Annotated in this window: 18 protein-coding genes; 15 read left to right on the top strand and 3 right to left on the bottom strand. The window is 31.8% G+C overall.

Annotation, left to right across the window (positions count from 1 at the left end; all coding sequences use genetic code 11):
- Nucleotide 1 precedes the first annotated feature (1 nt).
- The 15 genes from RWO76_RS00210 (at nucleotide 2) to RWO76_RS00140 (ending at nucleotide 13,761) form a co-directional block, all read left to right on the top strand.
- A complete protein-coding gene (locus RWO76_RS00210) occupies nucleotides 2–850 on the top strand; it encodes an N-acetylmuramoyl-L-alanine amidase (RefSeq protein ID WP_314353491.1) in 849 nt (282 codons plus the stop codon).
- Nucleotides 851–945: 95 nt separating this feature from the next.
- Nucleotides 946–1,095 (top strand): hypothetical protein, encoded by a 150-nt coding sequence (locus RWO76_RS00205; RefSeq protein WP_314353490.1) that lies wholly within the window; start codon nucleotides 946–948, stop codon nucleotides 1,093–1,095.
- Between the two features lie 52 nt (nucleotides 1,096–1,147).
- Entirely contained in the window at nucleotides 1,148–1,630 is a 483-nt protein-coding gene (locus RWO76_RS00200) for a S16 family serine protease (RefSeq protein ID WP_314353489.1), read from the top strand.
- Entirely contained in the window at nucleotides 1,621–2,331 is a 711-nt protein-coding gene (locus RWO76_RS00195) for a hypothetical protein (protein ID WP_314353488.1), read from the top strand. The genes RWO76_RS00200 and RWO76_RS00195 overlap by 10 nt, the downstream gene beginning before the upstream one ends.
- Nucleotides 2,318–3,583, top strand: a complete 1,266-nt coding sequence (locus RWO76_RS00190) for a radical SAM/SPASM domain-containing protein (RefSeq protein WP_314353486.1) — start codon at nucleotides 2,318–2,320, stop codon at nucleotides 3,581–3,583. Before RWO76_RS00195 ends, RWO76_RS00190 begins: the two co-directional genes overlap by 14 nt.
- Before the next feature lie 3 nt (nucleotides 3,584–3,586).
- Nucleotides 3,587–4,507: an ABC transporter ATP-binding protein gene (locus RWO76_RS00185; protein ID WP_314353485.1), complete on the top strand. Its 921-nt coding sequence runs from the start codon at nucleotides 3,587–3,589 to the stop codon at nucleotides 4,505–4,507.
- Nucleotides 4,494–5,237, top strand: a complete 744-nt coding sequence (locus RWO76_RS00180; protein ID WP_314353484.1) for an ABC transporter permease — start codon at nucleotides 4,494–4,496, stop codon at nucleotides 5,235–5,237. The genes RWO76_RS00185 and RWO76_RS00180 overlap by 14 nt, the downstream gene beginning before the upstream one ends.
- A gap of 611 nt (nucleotides 5,238–5,848) precedes the next feature.
- Nucleotides 5,849–6,238, top strand: coding sequence for an RNA polymerase subunit sigma-70 (locus RWO76_RS00175; protein WP_314353483.1), 390 nt, complete (start codon nucleotides 5,849–5,851; stop codon nucleotides 6,236–6,238).
- The gene (locus tag RWO76_RS00170) at nucleotides 6,231–6,407 is read left to right on the top strand and encodes an SHOCT domain-containing protein (RefSeq protein ID WP_314353482.1); all 177 of its coding nucleotides are present in this window, start codon (nucleotides 6,231–6,233) and stop codon (nucleotides 6,405–6,407) included. The genes RWO76_RS00175 and RWO76_RS00170 overlap by 8 nt, the downstream gene beginning before the upstream one ends.
- A 43-nt stretch (nucleotides 6,408–6,450) precedes the next feature.
- The gene (locus tag RWO76_RS00165; RefSeq protein ID WP_314353480.1) at nucleotides 6,451–7,362 is read left to right on the top strand and encodes a recombinase family protein; all 912 of its coding nucleotides are present in this window, start codon (nucleotides 6,451–6,453) and stop codon (nucleotides 7,360–7,362) included.
- The gene (locus RWO76_RS00160) at nucleotides 7,355–8,920 is read left to right on the top strand and encodes a recombinase family protein (RefSeq protein WP_314353479.1); all 1,566 of its coding nucleotides are present in this window, start codon (nucleotides 7,355–7,357) and stop codon (nucleotides 8,918–8,920) included. Before RWO76_RS00165 ends, RWO76_RS00160 begins: the two co-directional genes overlap by 8 nt.
- A 161-nt stretch (nucleotides 8,921–9,081) precedes the next feature.
- A complete protein-coding gene (locus RWO76_RS00155) occupies nucleotides 9,082–9,918 on the top strand; it encodes a Cof-type HAD-IIB family hydrolase (protein ID WP_314353478.1) in 837 nt (278 codons plus the stop codon).
- Entirely contained in the window at nucleotides 9,918–10,925 is a 1,008-nt protein-coding gene (gene ftsY / locus RWO76_RS00150) for a signal recognition particle-docking protein FtsY (RefSeq protein WP_314353476.1), read from the top strand. Before RWO76_RS00155 ends, ftsY begins: the two co-directional genes overlap by 1 nt.
- 270 nt (nucleotides 10,926–11,195) lie before the next feature.
- Complete coding sequence (gene guaC / locus RWO76_RS00145) at nucleotides 11,196–12,173, top strand: GMP reductase (RefSeq protein WP_399543025.1); 978 nt, start codon at nucleotides 11,196–11,198, stop codon at nucleotides 12,171–12,173.
- A gap of 139 nt (nucleotides 12,174–12,312) precedes the next feature.
- On the top strand, nucleotides 12,313–13,761 hold the full coding sequence (locus RWO76_RS00140; RefSeq protein WP_314353472.1) for a serine hydrolase: 1,449 nt from the start codon (nucleotides 12,313–12,315) through the stop codon (nucleotides 13,759–13,761).
- Nucleotides 13,762–14,069: 308 nt separating this feature from the next.
- Here the strand turns inward: RWO76_RS00140 and galT are convergent, their stop codons facing one another.
- The 3 genes from galT to RWO76_RS00125 form a co-directional block, all read right to left on the bottom strand.
- Nucleotides 14,070–15,545 (bottom strand): UDP-glucose--hexose-1-phosphate uridylyltransferase, encoded by a 1,476-nt coding sequence (galT, locus tag RWO76_RS00135; RefSeq protein WP_314353470.1) that lies wholly within the window; start codon nucleotides 15,543–15,545, stop codon nucleotides 14,070–14,072.
- A gap of 170 nt (nucleotides 15,546–15,715) precedes the next feature.
- A complete protein-coding gene (locus RWO76_RS00130) occupies nucleotides 15,716–16,342 on the bottom strand; it encodes a TVP38/TMEM64 family protein (protein WP_314353469.1) in 627 nt (208 codons plus the stop codon).
- Nucleotides 16,343–16,352: 10 nt separating this feature from the next.
- The gene (locus RWO76_RS00125; RefSeq protein WP_314353468.1) at nucleotides 16,353–17,384 is read right to left on the bottom strand and encodes a glycosyltransferase family 4 protein; all 1,032 of its coding nucleotides are present in this window, start codon (nucleotides 17,382–17,384) and stop codon (nucleotides 16,353–16,355) included.
- Nucleotides 17,385–17,501 lie beyond the last annotated feature (117 nt).

Raw genomic sequence — 17,501 nt, 5'->3', positions numbered from 1 at the left:
AATGGTTGAGAAAATCAATGAAACATTAATGGATGCGGGTAGATTATCTAGTATTGATTTTGTAGTCATTCATAATGATGCTGGAAGCATGACACCATACCAATATATTGAATGGTTACGTTATAGAGAGAAATCACTTGGTATTGCCCATTATTACTGTAATCGTAATTGTATTGCACGAGTGATTGATACTTATAACATTGGGTATCATACAGGTGAATGGTGGAGTAATATCCATTCAATTGGATATGAGGTCTGTGAAAGTATGAAGGTAAGTGATGAAGAATTCCTTCAAAACGAAGATATGACTCTCATGCAAGCAACCGAAGACTTGTTATTCTATGGCTTACCAATCAATACCGATACGGTGAGACTTCATCATGAATTTGTACCGACTAGTTGCCCACATAGAAGTCTAGCCTTACATGGTGGAACAACCGAAAGTGTGAAAAATTATTTTGTGGAACGAATGAATTATTTTGCGAGTCTGGGTAGTACGGTAGATGAGATGTTAGGCGATTCGCCTGTAGCACCAAGTACAAGTGAACCAGATAAAACGCCATCAAATAGCAAGTCTAATGAGGACATTGCACGAGAAGTTATTCAAGATTTGTGGGGCAATGGAAGTGACCGTGTTTCCCGCTTGTCGAATGCGGGCTACAACGCTGATACCATCCAAGGAATTGTCAACCGCTTGTTGAGTGGCGACACTCCGTCAGTGAACTTGGACGAGATTGCTTGGCAAGTCATTCAAGGTGACTGGGGCAATGGCTCTGACCGTAAAGCTCGATTAGAAAGTGCTGGTTATGACTATCAAGCTGTCCAAAATCGTGTGAATGGTTTTTTGTGATATTTTTCGCTATTTACGAAAGTTTTCCTATAGAATTCATCAAAAATCTGTGTTATTATAACAATATAGAGTTAGGGACTAAGGAGGAAAAAACGATGAATAAAAATCAAGTGAATGAATATCACAATACAAAAAACGTTGTAGTAACCCTAGTAAATAAAAGTGAAAAGGTTGTCGATTTAGCAAAAAAATACTCTTGTTGTAAAAAAACGCAAAGAACAGATAAAACCATAACTAGAGGATAGTCAATAAAGAATAATATTTGGTCCCAACTCTATATTGAATGAGGTGAATTGAATGAAAGTTTTTGCTGCGGGAGTTTCTGAAGACGGAGAAATCGCTTATTTTGAAATTCAGATTGTTCCTATTTTTGGAGAAAAAGATTTAATAACGGGATATATCGGAGAATCACTTGTAGATTCTACATTGTTAGCTTTGACACTATATAGAATACGAAAAAATGATTGGAACCAAAAGTTTCATATTCATTTTTCTAATTCAGAAATTTTTAAAAATGGTCCCTCAGCTGGATTAGCAATTTATGTTAAGCTAGTATTTTTGAATTCACTAAATAAATATACCGCACTGATTACTGGTGAGTTGGACTTACATGGTAGAGTGATTGAAGTCGGTGGCATCTCACAAAAGTATGAATTGTATTTACATGAAAATATGTTTAATAAATTTTTAGCTCCTATAGATAATTTTTTTGAAGGAATGGAAGGAACATATATTCAACATATAGATGATATTAACTGGGAGGGGATGGAGTGGAACTGAGTAAGTTTACTATTAAAATCGACAAATGTGATAAATTTATTTTGTATTCAGTGCTATCAGGAAAATATGTGGAAATAGAAAAAAATACACTTAAAAGTTTGCTTAGTAAAAAAAGTATAAATAATATAGTCAATAAGTTGGAGAGGGAACTTGCTGAACAAGGATATTTCAAAGAAGAAGATTTTGATGAAGTTAAATGTTTAATGTACATATTAAAAGGACTTTATTTTAGTGGGAAGAGAATTGATTTAAAGTTAACGAAGGGATGCATCAATAAATTTAATATGGTATCTGATATTATTAATTCATTATCGGATATTTATCATGTTTATCTTCATGTAGACAATGAGTTATTTGGAATATGTGTTAATAAATTCCAATTAACTCATATTATTACAGAGGATTTTCGATTTTTTTATCAGGAGAAAAAAATATACAGGATAATAGATAAAGTTAGTGAAACTCATAACGGATTGTTAAAGGATTTATTGAAATTATACTATTATGAGTCTTTTATCAATGTAATAAATATCGAAAAATTTTTAAATCACAATGGTAATATAAGTGAATTTGCTAAAATGCAACAAGAGGATTTTTATACTAAGAATTATAGAGGTATTGAAGAAAATCTTTTAATACTTCAAAATCATGCTATTATTTTTTTGAAAAATGTAAATGAGGGATATTATGAGATTAAGTAAGTACGCATTGGTTCAATATAACGAAAACAAAATCGAATTATATCATTTGATAAATAGAACCGCCCTAAGTATTTCTTGTGACTTTTCTCTTTTAAATAAACCAATTAATCATATCTTGCCTTTATTAGATGAAGATACGAGAAAGTTACTCACAGATTCAGATTTTATTATTGATAATACAGCTGATGAATACGAAAAATATTTAATATCCAAAGAGGTTTATAAATATTCGGATTATGTTAATCGATTTGTTATTCATTTAAATTACGATTGTAATTTAAGGTGTGGTTATTGCTATCAAAATGTCATCGAAAATAAAATTATAATGAATGACTTGACTATGTTTCAAATTATACAATTTATATCTAATGTAGTTACGAAGACAAGTCCTGAGCTAATCGATATCTGTTTTATTGGTGGAGAACCAACATTGCATTCTAAAAGAATCATCGATATTATGGAAGCACTAAATCGAGATATTCAAACACCTAAAATTTATAGCATAGTTACAAATGGAACATTTGGAAATAAAAATATCTTAAAGAAGATGATTCAATATGGACTAAAAGATTTTCTCATTACTCTAGATGGTCCAAAAGAAATACACGATTCTTTAAGAGTTTCAGAAAGTGGGAGAGGCAGTTACGATAAAATTACGAAAAATTTAAAAATGATGCAGGAATATTTTCCTGAAGTTTCAGTGAATATTAATTGTAATTTGAATTTACAAAATATAGAGCATATAGAAGAGCTGCTAATGGATTTAGAGTATAAACAGATTGTTTATCCAGTTGTATATAGTTTTGTTATTGATACTCAAAGCAAGAAATTTAGATCAACTATAAAAGAAACAGACTTGATTTGGAAGAATATTCATCAACTATCAAATAGATATGGATATCGTTTTTCTCCCTTTTATAGAGATACATATCTTACTTGTTCGTTGTTTCAAAAAAATAACTTTACAATTGGAGCTGATGGATATTTATATGCTTGTATTGAAGCTGTAGGTACAGAAAAGTATAGGCAATGCCATGTTAATTTGTATAATACGATTTACTATCAATTTCAACAAGCTAAATTTAGTGAGTTAAATAATGTGTCTATTGCTTGCAGACAGTGTAAATTTTTACCTGTTTGCGATGGTGGGTGTTTATATAGAAAAAATAATGGGGATTTTGTATGTCCTAAAAAAGAATTTGAACAAAATGATGTAGAAATGGTATTTGATTACTATTTTAAGGAGAAGTAGCACATGGTATTTGAAGTAAAGAATATTGAAAAAAGATATAACTGTAAAACTGTTTTAAAGAATGTCTCCTTTGAAATTCCAGAAAATAAAATTACGGTGATTCTTGGTAAAAATGGTGCTGGAAAAACAACATTAATTAAATTGATGTTAGGAATGATCAGTGCAGATAAGGGAGACATTTTATTTAAGGGAGAGAATCTCTCAGATATTGGACATTCTTACTACCAAAATGTAAGTGCCGTATTAGAATCTGTCGATAATGTTTACCCATTTTTAACAGGTAAACAAAATATTGAATACTTTCTTGGATTATCAAAACAAAACATAAGCTATATGAATGATAGTATTCAAGCGTTAATTGATGAGTTCGACCTCAGAGATGCTATTGATGAACCAGTTGGTGGCTATTCTCGAGGAATGTTACAGAAGCTCTCATTAATTATTTCATTAATGACAAATGCAGAAGTGCTATTTTTAGATGAGCCAACTTTAGGATTAGATTTTCAAAGTTCAAAGCAACTTTGTCAAAAAATTAAACAACTTTCAACAGAACAGAATAAAACAATAATTCTTACCTCACACCAAGCAGAGATTATAGAGTTACTAGCAGACTATGTGATTGTGATTGATGAAGGAGAGGTTGTCTATAAGGGAGATTATCAGGACTTCTTGCAACAAGTTCCACATGTAGAAGAATTTGAAGCGGTTATTGAGGGAGAAGTGATTCATCAAGAGCTACAATGTCGCATTGAAAAAGGAAAATCATACGTGAAACGAAATTCTATTGATGAGTTAACGGCACTTTTAGTAGAGCATAATTTAATGTCTCATTTAATCAAGATTGAGAAATTAAGTCCTACGGTTGAAGAAACACTGGACTATTTCTATAGTCAAAGAGGAGGAACTCATCATGAAGTTATTTAAGGCGGAATTATGGAAATATTTACATGAAGTTAGAACCTATTATCCGGATCACATTGTAAGTGTTGTCGTCACAACAATTGTGTTTTACATGTTTTTATTAATTCAACACCAACAAATTGATCAGAGTTATGTAGGATTTGTATATTGGTATTTATTAAGTTCGGTGATTAGTGAGGCTGCGGTCTCTGTTTCTTCAGAAAAACAAATGGGAATCTTAGATCAACTCATCATTAAGCCATTTCCTTTTGAACAGTTGATTATAGTAAGGACATTAGTGTGGTTAATTGTCAATCTGATAAAGGTTGCTATTGTATCGCTTGTCTTGAGTGTTATTCTTTCGATTCAGATATCGTTTAATATCTGGTATGTTCTCATCTTCTTGATAACCACTGTTGGCGTTTTTGGTTTTACGTTGGTATTAGTGGCTCTGACGTTGAAATATACAAAGACAGCTTCATTTGATTCAATTATCTCCTATGCACTCTTGTTCTTCACAGGTGCCATCTTACCACATGAGATGATGCCAGAATGGGCAATTATGATTGGTAGATTTCTTCCAATTTCACTTGGAATTGAAATGACGCAAAACTTGATTCAAGGGATAAATATTGCTTTGATCGAATACGTGCTATTGTTAGCTCAGTCAGGCTTTTTTTTAGTGATTGGCTATGTGCTATTTAAGAAAATATACCTTTCTAGTAAGAAAGCTGGTATTGACCGGAGTTATTAATGAGGTAAAGGATTGCTTGCCAATGATTCTCTTGACTATTCGCTTGATGTGTGGGAATATGGTGCACACCAAGGAAAGGAACTAAAACTCATGAAAAATATCACTTTATTATACATCTTCACATTTGTAAGATAAGAAACAGAAAACGGCATTAAATGTCATTTACAGGCATATCTTATGGGTTTACGAATATACACAAGAAGTAAAATTGGACAGACTTGACATTGAATACTTAGGATTTTCAGACGGATACAATTGAAGAAAACTTAGAACGGTTTGGCTTCATAGAAGTGACGATTAGCGAAACATCGACTGCCTTGATGGAAATTCTCACAGCCTTAAAGAATATGGGGTTTACACCCGTTGATTTAATTCAGATTGACATTGACAAGAGAAATTTGCAAGCAGGAGAGAAAGAAATCAAGTCAGCGATTCTTTTGAAGAAGAATTAAGACTAAGTGCACTTGCTAGCCTACTGAGGAAGAAATTCCTTGGTAGGCTTTTTCTTTTTGGGTTAATTTTTTTATATTTTTTCTTGCCTGAGATATAGAAGGAAAAAATGGTACTTAAAAATTTAGTATCTGTCCTTTATCTATTAGGAGGAATGATTTATGAACAAAAAAGAAGAAATCATAAAACTAAGAAGAAATGGATTAGGATATAAACGTATTGCGATGATTCTAGATATCTCACCCAATACTGTGAAGTCTATTTGTCAAAGAGGAGAAATCGATAAAGGATTAACAGCTGCCACTAATGTGTGTCCTGTTTGTGGGGAGATTTTAAAGCAAACCAAAGGGAAAAGACAAAAGAAATATTGTAGTGATGCCTGTCGGATGAAATGGTGGAATAGTCATCTTGATAAGGTAAATCGACAATCATATACAAGCCATCAATGCTTGAATTGTCAAAAAATGTTTCAGTCTTATGCCAATTCTGAACGGAAGTATTGTTGCCATAGTTGTTATATTGCATCACGATTTGGAGGTAACCATGACTAATGAAGCCTTACAAAAAGAATGCCATTATCAGATTACTATGAAATATGCGAAGGAATTATTACAAAAAGGAATATTAACTGAAGAAGAATATCTACATTTTAAACAAAAGATGCTTAAAAAATATGAGCCAATTATCAGCCAATACATTGATTTATCAGTTGATAAATAACAGATTTAGAGTGATATATAGTAATACAAAAGGAGGAAACAACATGAAAAATGTGATTAAAATACCGTCATATTCAAAACTCTCGAATCATCAATTGAGAGTTGCAGCTTATGCACGAGTTTCTCATACCTACTTATTACAGTCACTCTCTAATCAAGTTAGTTATTATAACGAGTTGATACAAAGTAATCCAAATTGGGAATATGTTGGAGTTTATGTAGATGAAGCAGTAAGTGGACAATCCTTAAAAAAGAGAAATGAGTTTAAACGTTTGATTAAGGATTGTCGAGAAGGAAAAATCGATGTGATTTTAACAAAGTCTATTTCTAGATTTGGACGTAATATAGTTGATTTACTTAAAACGATTCGAGAATTAAAGAGCTTGAATGTAAGTGTTCGTTTTGAAAATGAAAATATTGATACGCTCACAACTGATGGGGAATTATTACTTACTTTATTAGCAACAAAAGCTGAAGAAGAAGCAAAGTCAACTTCTGATAATGTTCGATGGAAAGTAAAACAGAAATTTGAACAAGGCTTACCGTATATTCCACAAGATATGTTTGGTTATCGGTGGGAAATTGACCATTATGAAATTGAAAGAAATGAAGCAAGTATTATTCAAGATATTTTTCAACAGTACATAGAAGGAAACACTACTAAAACAATCGTAGAAAGTTTGAATGATAGAAATTTAAAAACTCGTAAAGGAAATAACTTTAGTAGAAGTGTAGTTCATAAAATTTTAAATCAAGAAGCCTATACAGGAATCCTTCTTTTACAAAAAACGTATGTCGATTCTCAAAAAGGAAGAAGTGTTCCTAATACAGGAAAGAGAACACAATTTATTGTAGAAGAAGCACATGAACCAATTATTTCCAAGGAATTGTTTGATAACGTACAAAAGGAAAAAGCTAAAAGAAACTTACGTCAGAAGGGAGAACGAGATGAGTAAAAAAGTGATTACCGTTAAACCAGCAACTTTTATCAGTCAGCAGTCAAAATTACCAAGCGTAAAGAAAAGAAAAGTTGCAGGATACGCTCGTGTATCAACAGATCAAGATGAACAACAAAATTCGTATGAAACTCAGATTGCATACTATACACAGTATATTGCCGGAAGAGAAGATTGGGAATTCGTAAAGATGTATTCTGACGAAGGAATCAGTGGGACAAATACAAAACATAGACTTGGGTTTAAAGAAATGGTTGAAGATGCATTGGATGGAAAAATTGATTTAATCCTTACTAAATCCGTTAGTCGATTTGCAAGAAATACAGTCGATTCACTATCAACGGTGCGTCAGCTAAAAGATGCCGGTGTAGAAATCTATTTTGAGAAAGAAAATATATGGACGTTTGATTCAAAAGGTGAATTGTTAATTACGATTATGAGTTCTTTAGCTCAAGAAGAAAGTAGAAGTATTTCTGAAAATGTAACATGGAGTAAACGAAAACTTGCTGCAGAAGGGAAAGTTACTTTTAGTTATCAAACTGTATTAGGATTTAAAGCAAAAGCAGATGGTGGTTTTGAAGTAGATCAAGAACAAGCAAAGATTGTAAAATATATCTTTGGACAAGCATTACTCGGTGTTAGTCCAAGTAGTATTGCTAAAACATTAACTAAACAAGGAATACCTACTCCCGCAGGTAAAACAAAATGGAGTTATACAACTATTAAAAGTATTTTGCAAAATGAAAAGTATAAAGGAGATGCTTTATTACAAAAATCCTTTACCACGGATTTTTTAACAAAACAAAGAAAAAATAATGCGGGTGAATTACCACAGTACTATGTAGAAAATAACCATCAAGCCATCATTGATAAAGAAACCTTTGATTCGGTTCAACAATTACTTCAAACAAGTACGAAATGGGGGACAAGTAAAAATTATTATGGTAAGCTCATTTGTGGATGTTGTGGTCATTCATATGGAAGACACGTATGGCATTCTTCCAGTAAATATAGGCAGATTATTTACCGTTGTAATCATAAATATAAAAGTGAAGAAAAATGTACTACTCCACATATTACAGATGAACAGATACATGATTGGAGTGTTAAAGCTATTAACCATGTTCTTCAAAATAAAGATGAGATTATTGATAATTTAACGGTTCTTTTAAACCAACTGATGAATCAATCAGAATTAGAATTTGAAATCGAAACTTTGACAAAACAACTTGAAAATATCCATCAACAAGTAGTTGATTTAGTAGGCCAAAATGCCAAAGTTACTCAAAGTCAGAAAGACTACCATGAAACTTACCAGAAATTAGTCGAACAATATGAACAGTGCGAAAAGCAACAGCAGCAAAAAATAAGTTCAAGATTACTGAAAAATAATCGAGTGAAAGAGTTGAAAGGATTCATAAATGAACTCAAACAGCAAGAAGAACTTTTAACTACATTTGATGAACAATTATTCAATACGTTTGTAGAAAAAATTGAAATACATCAAGACAAATCAGTCACTATAACCCTAAAAAACGGAGAAGCTATATCAATGTGATATGGCTTTTTCTTTAGGAATAGTCACAAACCTAAAAATTTGGTATAATACAAGAATGGAATCAAAGGAATGACGAGCTCTAGGAAATGCACCCCCCTGATGCAAAATGCACCCCCTAAACACCGTTTGCACCCCCCTAGAGTAAAAAAAGGAGAGATTGTATGATAAAAGTCATTGCACTAGACTTAGATGGAACATTACTAACCGATGATAAAAAAGTAACACCTGAAAATAAAAAAGCCATTCAACTGGCTAAAGAACAAGGAGTAAAAATTGTTCTTTGTACAGGTCGTCCATTAATGAGTATTTACCATTTATTAGAAGAATTAGATTTATTAGGTGATGATGATTTTTCTATTAACTACAATGGTGGAATTATTCAAAAAACAAAATCCCAAGAAATTTTATTTAAACAAGGTCATTCGAGAGATGATATGCAATACTGCTATGAAGAAGCGTATAAAGTAGGATTACCGCTTGTAATGATTGATTTAGAAAGAGCTTATGAAACAACTTATCCTGAAGGAAGACCTTCTATTTATCCAGGATTACCTCATCCAATTGAGTTCATTACAAAAAATCCATCGGAATTTGAAGAAAGCCACGTTTTTTATAAGGCAGTGCTATGTATTGAAGAATCACTATTAGATGAAGGAATTCGTCAATTACCAGAAGCTTTCTTTGAAAAATTCAATTGTATGAAGTCACGTACTTTCTTATTAGAAGTAGTTCCAAAAGGAGTTTCTAAAGGAACAGGGTTAACGAATCTAGCTGAAATTTTAGGAATTACAGTAGATGAAATTGCAGCTTGTGGAGACGAAGAAAATGACTTATCGATGTTAACAACTGTTGGTTTTCCAGTAGCAATGGGAAATGGTTCTCCAGAAGTAAAAGAAGTTGCCAAATTCATTACAAAGACAAATGAAGAATCTGGGGTAGCTCATGCCATTTACCACATTTTGGAACAAAATAAACGTGAAAGAGAAGGAGTGAAATAATGGGATTATTTGATCGTATTAAACGTGCCTTTACCGGTGAAGATGCTGTCATTAAACAGCAAGAACAAGAAACTTCGATTGTTATTGATAAATATGACCAAGGAATGCAAAAAACTCGTAAAAGTTTTTCAGATCATTTAAACGAATTTTTAGCAGATTTTAGAACGATAGATGAAGATTTCTTCGATGATTTAGAAGAAACATTTATTTCTTCAGATGTAGGTTTTGAAATGACTTTAGCGATTACGGATGCTTTAAGAGATGAAGTTCGTTTGAAAAATGCTAAAAATGCTCATGATGTCAAACAAGTTATTATTGAAAAAATGGTAGACATTTATGAAAAAGGGGAAGACAATTTAGCAACTTTAGCAAAAGCGGAAGGTAGACCAACTGTATTACTATTTGTCGGAGTAAATGGTGTTGGTAAAACAACTACGATTGGTAAAATTGCTTGGAGATTGAAACAAGAAGGGCATTCTGTATTATTAGCAGCGGGAGATACATTCCGTGCTGGAGCCATCCAACAATTAGAAATTTGGGGCGAACGTGTAGGAGTTCCAGTTGTTAGTGGTAAAGAAGGTGGAGATCCTTCTTCTGTTGTGTATGATGCTATTAAAAAAGCGAAAGCAGAAAATATTGATTATTTATTAATTGATACAGCAGGTCGCTTGCAAAATAAAGTGAATCTAATGAAAGAATTAGAAAAAATGAACCGTATTATTTCTAGAGAAATTGAAACTGGAGCAGATGAAACTTTATTAGTGTTAGATGCAACTACTGGACAAAATGCTTTAGTTCAAGCAAAACAATTTAAAGAAACGATTGATGTGACAGGTTTAATTTTAACAAAATTAGATGGTACTGCAAAAGGTGGCGTAATTTTATCGATTCGTCATGAAATGAATATTCCTGTGAAATTTATTGGATTAGGAGAAAAAATGGATGATTTACAACCATTTGACTCAACGCAGTTTATCTTCGGATTAGTGAAAGATTCGTTGAAATAAAATCATTTATTTTTAATTGACTTTCTAAATGTAGCAAGTACGTTAGCAGGTTCGTTATTGGATCTCATGGCTAAAACTACTTTAGAAAGTCATTTTTTTACTCAACTCAACTATTTTGTTCGTGTTTTACTACATAATGTAAATGTTGAAGTAATTAATGTTCATAAAACACAGTTTTTTTGTTTACATTTTAGTCAAAATAAGTTAAAATATTTCGTGGTAACAGATATGAAACAAATGCTTATTTAAGGAGGTTACCTCATGTTTGAAATGAAAGTTTTTGATTATGAAGATATTCAATTAGTACCGAATAAATGTATTGTAAATAGTCGTTCAGAATGCGATACAACTGTTCAATTAGGGAAACATACGTTTAAAATCCCTGTAGTACCTGCGAATATGCAAACGATTATTGATGAATCAGTAGCAGAATTTTTAGCAGAAAATGGATATTTTTATATTATGCACCGTTTTGATGAAGAAGGAAGAATCCCATTTATTAAAAAAATGCATGAAAAAAATCTTATTGCTTCAATCAGTGTGGGTGTAAAACCTCATGAATATGAATTTATTAAAGAACTAAAAGAGAAAAATTTAATTCCGGATTATATTACTATTGATATTGCCCATGGACATGCGAATTCAGTTATTGACATGATTGGACACATAAAAGAACATTTACCAGAAACATTCGTAATTGCTGGGAATGTTGGTACTCCAGAAGCCGTTCGTGAATTAGAAAATGCTGGAGCTGATGCCACAAAAGTTGGTATTGGACCTGGTAAAGTATGTATTACAAAAATTAAAACAGGATTCGGTACAGGTGGTTGGCAATTAGCAGCCCTTCGTTGGTGTTCAAAAGCTGCCCGTAAACCAATTATTGCGGATGGCGGAATTCGTACTCACGGTGATATTGCAAAATCAATTCGCTTTGGTGCTACAATGGTAATGATTGGATCATTATTTGCTGGTCATGAAGAATCACCAGGTAAAACAGTTGAAATTAATGGAGAACAATTCAAAGAATATTTTGGTAGTGCATCTGAATTCCAAAAAGGTGAACGTAAAAATGTTGAAGGGAAAAAAATTATTGTTCCTTATAAAGGATCGTTAAAAGATACATTAGTAGAAATGCAACAAGACTTACAATCATCTATTTCATATGCAGGTGGTTCAGACTTAGAATCTATTCGTAAAGTGGATTATGTAATTGTTAAAAATTCAATTTTTAATGGAGATTCTATTTAAAACGGTATTTAATAATCTGAATTCTAAGAACGATTCAATGAGTTAAGTTGAATCGTTTTTTCTTTATTTTTTAGTAAGATTTTTTGCTAATTCTTTCAAAAAAGGGTAGAATGTAAAAGTTGATAGAGGAGGATAATTCGTGAAAATAAAAAATATTTTGGGATTAAGTTTCCTTATGGCTTCACTATTATGTACAAGTGCTATTCTAGCGGAAGAAAATGATTCAAGTACAAAAGAGGCTGTGCAAGAAACAACAGTTGAATCAGAACAAACCAAACAAGAAGTAAAAACTGAACAAACAACAGTAGCTATTCCATTTAGACAAGATGTAATGGAAGCAATTGCGGAATATGGGTATGGTGTTGAAGAAAATTATAGACCAGAAAGTACCATTATGGTCGATGCAGATACGGGAGAAATTGTATTTGGAAGTAATATTGATCAACCCTGGGATCCGGCAAGTATTTCTAAAATGATGACAGCTTATATGGCTTTTGAAGCAATGAAAGAAGGAAAGTTATCTTTAAATACAGTTGTAACAGCCACTGAAGAATATCGAGCGATTTCTACTATTTGGGAAATTAGTAATAATATTATCGTTGCGGGTGTAGATTATCCAATTGAAGAGCTGCTCTATATGATGTTTTATCCGTCTTCAAATGTTGCAACATTAATGGTAGCTAGGGCTACTGGTTTATCAGATACAGAATTCTTAAATAAAATGAATGCTAAGTTTAAAGAATGGGGAATGGAAAACACAAGATTTTATAATGCTAGTGGAGCTGTTGCTTCTGCATTTGCTGGATATTATTCTCCTGAGGGTTATGATCATAATCGTTATAATCAAACAACAGCAAGAGATTTAGCGATTTTAGCTTATCATTTTCTAAAAGATTTTCCTGAAATTACAAATTTCACAAAAAATCCATTCATTACGGTTATGGAAGGAACTCCTTATGAAGAATCATTTTATACTTATAACAGTTCAATACCAGGAATGTACCAAGGATTTCCAGGAGTAGATGGGTTCAAGACAGGTTCAAGTCCTAGCGCGGCATTTAACCATTTATTGACTGCCAAGCAAGAAGATACTCGTTTTATTCAAGTTATTTTAGGCGTTGGAGCTTGGGAAGATAAAGATAATAGTTCTTACTTTAAGAATCAAATTGGAAATGGACTATTGAAAAAAGCTTTTTCAGAATATGAGACTCAAACAGTTCTTAAAGCTGGAGAACATACTATTGATGGAGAGAAGGTTCAACTAGATAAAGATATTAAGACATTAGTTCGAATTGGTGAAACACCTAAATATAGTTTAAAAGAGGATAAAATTGTCATTGAAACAGATCTTCCTCGTATTACTTCAAAAATTGAACCATTAGCTTATCCTGTAACAATTATTCCTGAAGAAGTTGAAGAACAAAAAGAAATCACAACAATTACAGATAACGCAGAATCAAATATAAATTTTGAAGAATTTTTATTAAGTCTTTCTGAAAGACCTGTGTTATTAGGAGTTATTATTATAGGATTGGCTTGTATTATAAGTGCAATTATTGTATTTATTGTGTTTATTTTAAAGAGATAAATTAAAAAGCTTAAAATCATTGCTAAAGAATGATTTTAAGCTTTTTAAGTACAAAAACGTATTATGTTATGTAACTAAAATATGCCTTTTCATAGTAACATGAGACAGCGTAACTGGCTGCTATTTTACGTAAAATACATAAAAGAGTATATGACAAGAAACCAAAATACTTTTTGCAGTAGCAGAAATATCAGAAGTCAATATGGCTTCTGATATAGGAAAAATTGAGACCAAGGCTCAATTTTTAGCCATGAAACCCGAAGGGGTTGCTGGCGTCCTTGCTACAGAAATAAATATATTTTAAAAGTTTATTGTAAGGAAGAAATAAACCTTCCAAATGCTTCTTGTCCTTCAGTTGTTTGTTTGAAGACACCAGCATCTTCTAAACCACGTTCAAAAATTTCACCAACTTTTTGACGAATCAAACTTTCAACATTGTCTGTTGTAATTTCTTCGCTATCCTTAATTTCATTAGCCCATTTTTCATGCATTGCAGGCATTTGATGAGATTTTCCAAGTAAGTAGTTTTCAACTTCTTTCAGTTCAGTTTTTAAACGAGGAGGAAGAATTGCTAACCCCATCACTTCAATTAATCCAATATTTTCTTTCTTAATTGGATGCACATCCACATGAGGATGGAAAATACCATCTGGATATTCTTCAGTCGTACGATTATTTCTAAGCACTAGATCTAATTCATAAATACCATCACGAACACGTGCAATTGGTGTAATCGTATTATGAGGCGTTTCACCCGTAAATGCTAAAATATTTTCGCTCTCGTCTGAATAATTTCTCCATCTCTCTAAAATATGAGTAGCTAATTGAACGATTTGTTTTGTATCTTTACTTGCAAGTCGAATAACAGATAAAGGCCAATGTAAACGAGAAACTGTTCCACCAAATCCTTTAAATGTGTAATTTTCTAAAATTGGAGCAACATCCATAGGAAAGATATGACGACCAGATTGATAATGATCATGAACTAAAATAGAGCCACCAACAATTGGTAAATCAGCATTTGAACCAACAAAATAGTGTGGGAACTGACGTAAAATATCCATTAAATTTTCAAATGAACGCTCTGTAATTTGCATCGGACGAGGTACTTGTGTTAAGAAAATAGAATGTTCGTTAAAATAAGAATATGGAGAATACTGGAATCCCCAGTCTTCATGATTAATTTCTAAACGAATAATTCTATGATTACTTCGAGCAGGGTGGTTAAAACGTCCATAGTATCCTTCGTTTGTCATTGTTAATTGAGAAGCAGGATAACTCGATTGTTTTACCAATTTTGCTTGTGCAATAGCTTTTGGATCTTTTTCAGGTTTTGATAAATTAATCGTAATTTCTAAATTGCCATATTTTCCAGAATATGGGAATTGAATATTTTTAGCAATCGCTCTTGTTTGAATGTAGTGATTTTTTTGGCTTAATTCATAAAAATAATCAGTTGCTTTTTCTGGATTTTCTTTATAATTTTTCCAAAAATTTTCATTTACTATGGATGGAAGAGGCGTTAATAAATTCATAACAGCTGCTTCAAACGCTTCTTTTTCAGGTAAAATATCTTCAATGACTCCTAATTCAATTGCTAATTCAATAATTTCATCTACCGAATCTTCTAAAGATGGCAATTGCTCTTGTGAAATATCAGTTGATTTATAATCATCTAATTTTAATAGATGCAGTAATTGATTCGTTGTATAAATTTCGTCAACTGGATCTAATAATTTCTCCAGTTTAGCTTTTTCAATAAAATTTGTAATACTATGATACATATTCCGTTTTCTCCTAACCCATTTCGTTATTTTATATAAAAAATGCAATCGTTATCATTTCTTTTCCCATAAAAATGTAACGGCTTTTATATAAGCCTATTATAAAATGAAAGTATAAAAAAACAAACTATTTTTAGCAAAAAACTAAAAATAGTTTGAAAAATTAATATTTATTTGAAAAAAGCCCAAATATAATCAATAATCGCTGTTAATCCATAAGTATATGCTGCCAAAGTAATAGGTTTACAAATTAAAATAATGATGATGAACTTTTTATAACTCATTTTTGTTAAACCAGCAAGCATACATAGGAAATCATCAGGTGAAACAGGAAAAGCCATCATGAAAGTAAAGAAGTAATCAAATTTATTTCCACGATTTAGCCATCCGATATAACGATGATAGGTGCTATCATTCACCATTGATTTTACAAATAGTTGTCCATAAATTCGTGCTAAATGGAAAGCAATAATAGAACCGATAATAATACCGATATAGTTGTAGACATTTCCAATAAACATTCCATAAATATATACACCAGCAATACTAGTTAAAGCACCTGGAATAATAGGAATAACTGTTTGTAAAATTTGTAATAAGATAAAAATAGGTGGTCCCCAAATGCCTGCACGTTGCATATACTCGCTAAGTGCTTCTTGGGAAGTAAATAAACCTTTTTGATAAGCCCAAATACAAAAGATAACTGTAGCAATTGCTCCAGCAACAGAAGAAGCATGCATCATTCTTTGTGCAAAGGGAGATAAAGGCTTACCTTGTTTAATTTGTGTTTCAGTCATAGTTACTCCTTTATTTTAAATGGTTTTCTACAGCTACTTTATCATAAAAAGCTTGCCATTGTTGGAGTACATTTTCTTTAGAGTAGAATTGTTCTCCTTTTTTAGATTTTTCACAAGCTTCTTGATAGAAAGCTTCATCTTGTTGCAATTCACGTAAAATTTCTTGGAATTGTACTTGAGAATTTCCTTTTAAGTAATAATCAAACAAAATAGGGCGATATTCTCTTAAGTCTCTTAATAATAATGGAATATTTGCATTCATGGATTCCAAAATCGTCATAGGGAACAGCTCTTCAAATGAAAGTTGTAACATTACATCTCCCATATTGAAGAATTCATTCATCCGTTCTCTTTCTACAAGTCCTAGGAAATGAACATTACTTGGTAATTCATCCATATGTTCCATAATTTCTTTACGACCTTCAGAAATCCCTTTAAAAGCAAAATCACCTGCCCATACAAATTGGATATCAGGCATTTTTTTCGCTAAATCAATAAATTCTAAAACACCTTTTCTCATTTGTAATTGTCCTGCAGATACAACGGTAAATTTATCTGGATCTAATCCAAAAGATTCCCGAAGAGTTGCTTTTGAACGATCCGTAATTTTATAAAAAGTATCACGTGATACAAAGTTTGGAATATAAGTGATTCTTTCTTTTGGAATTCCATAATGTTCTAAATCTTCAATAAAACGTGGATTAACGGTTACTAAATAATCTGCTTGTTTATAAAATTGAAGAACATATTTATAAAATAATTCTTTAATCGGACGAGGTAGGGAAATACTTTTTTCTAAAGTTTCCGGTAAAAAGTGAACAGAAGCAATCATTGGACGGTTTTGTCTTGTGATAACAGATTTAATTAAAAAATCTGGATTAATCGTATGAATATGAGTAATATTGTATGTTTTTAATTGATTCACAACGACTTGATAGTCTTTTAAACCTTCTGTTACGAGATTAATTTGTTCTTCTGTAGCAGATAGAACACCTTGTCCTTTTACACTATCTGCTCGTGTAAGCATATTGATCGTTAACATATTGACTCCTTTAAGAAACAATTTCGTTTACTATTCTACCATGAAATGAACCATTTGGAAAATAGCTAATAAAATCTTAAAAGATTTTAAAAAAATAATCGAAAAATAGTATTTAAA

The sequence above is a fragment of the uncultured Granulicatella sp. genome, from assembly GCF_963521425.1.
Classification (GTDB): domain Bacteria; phylum Bacillota; class Bacilli; order Lactobacillales; family Aerococcaceae; genus Granulicatella.
Note: the sequence above shows the minus strand (reverse complement) of the source record. Positions and strands in the feature narration are given on the sequence as shown.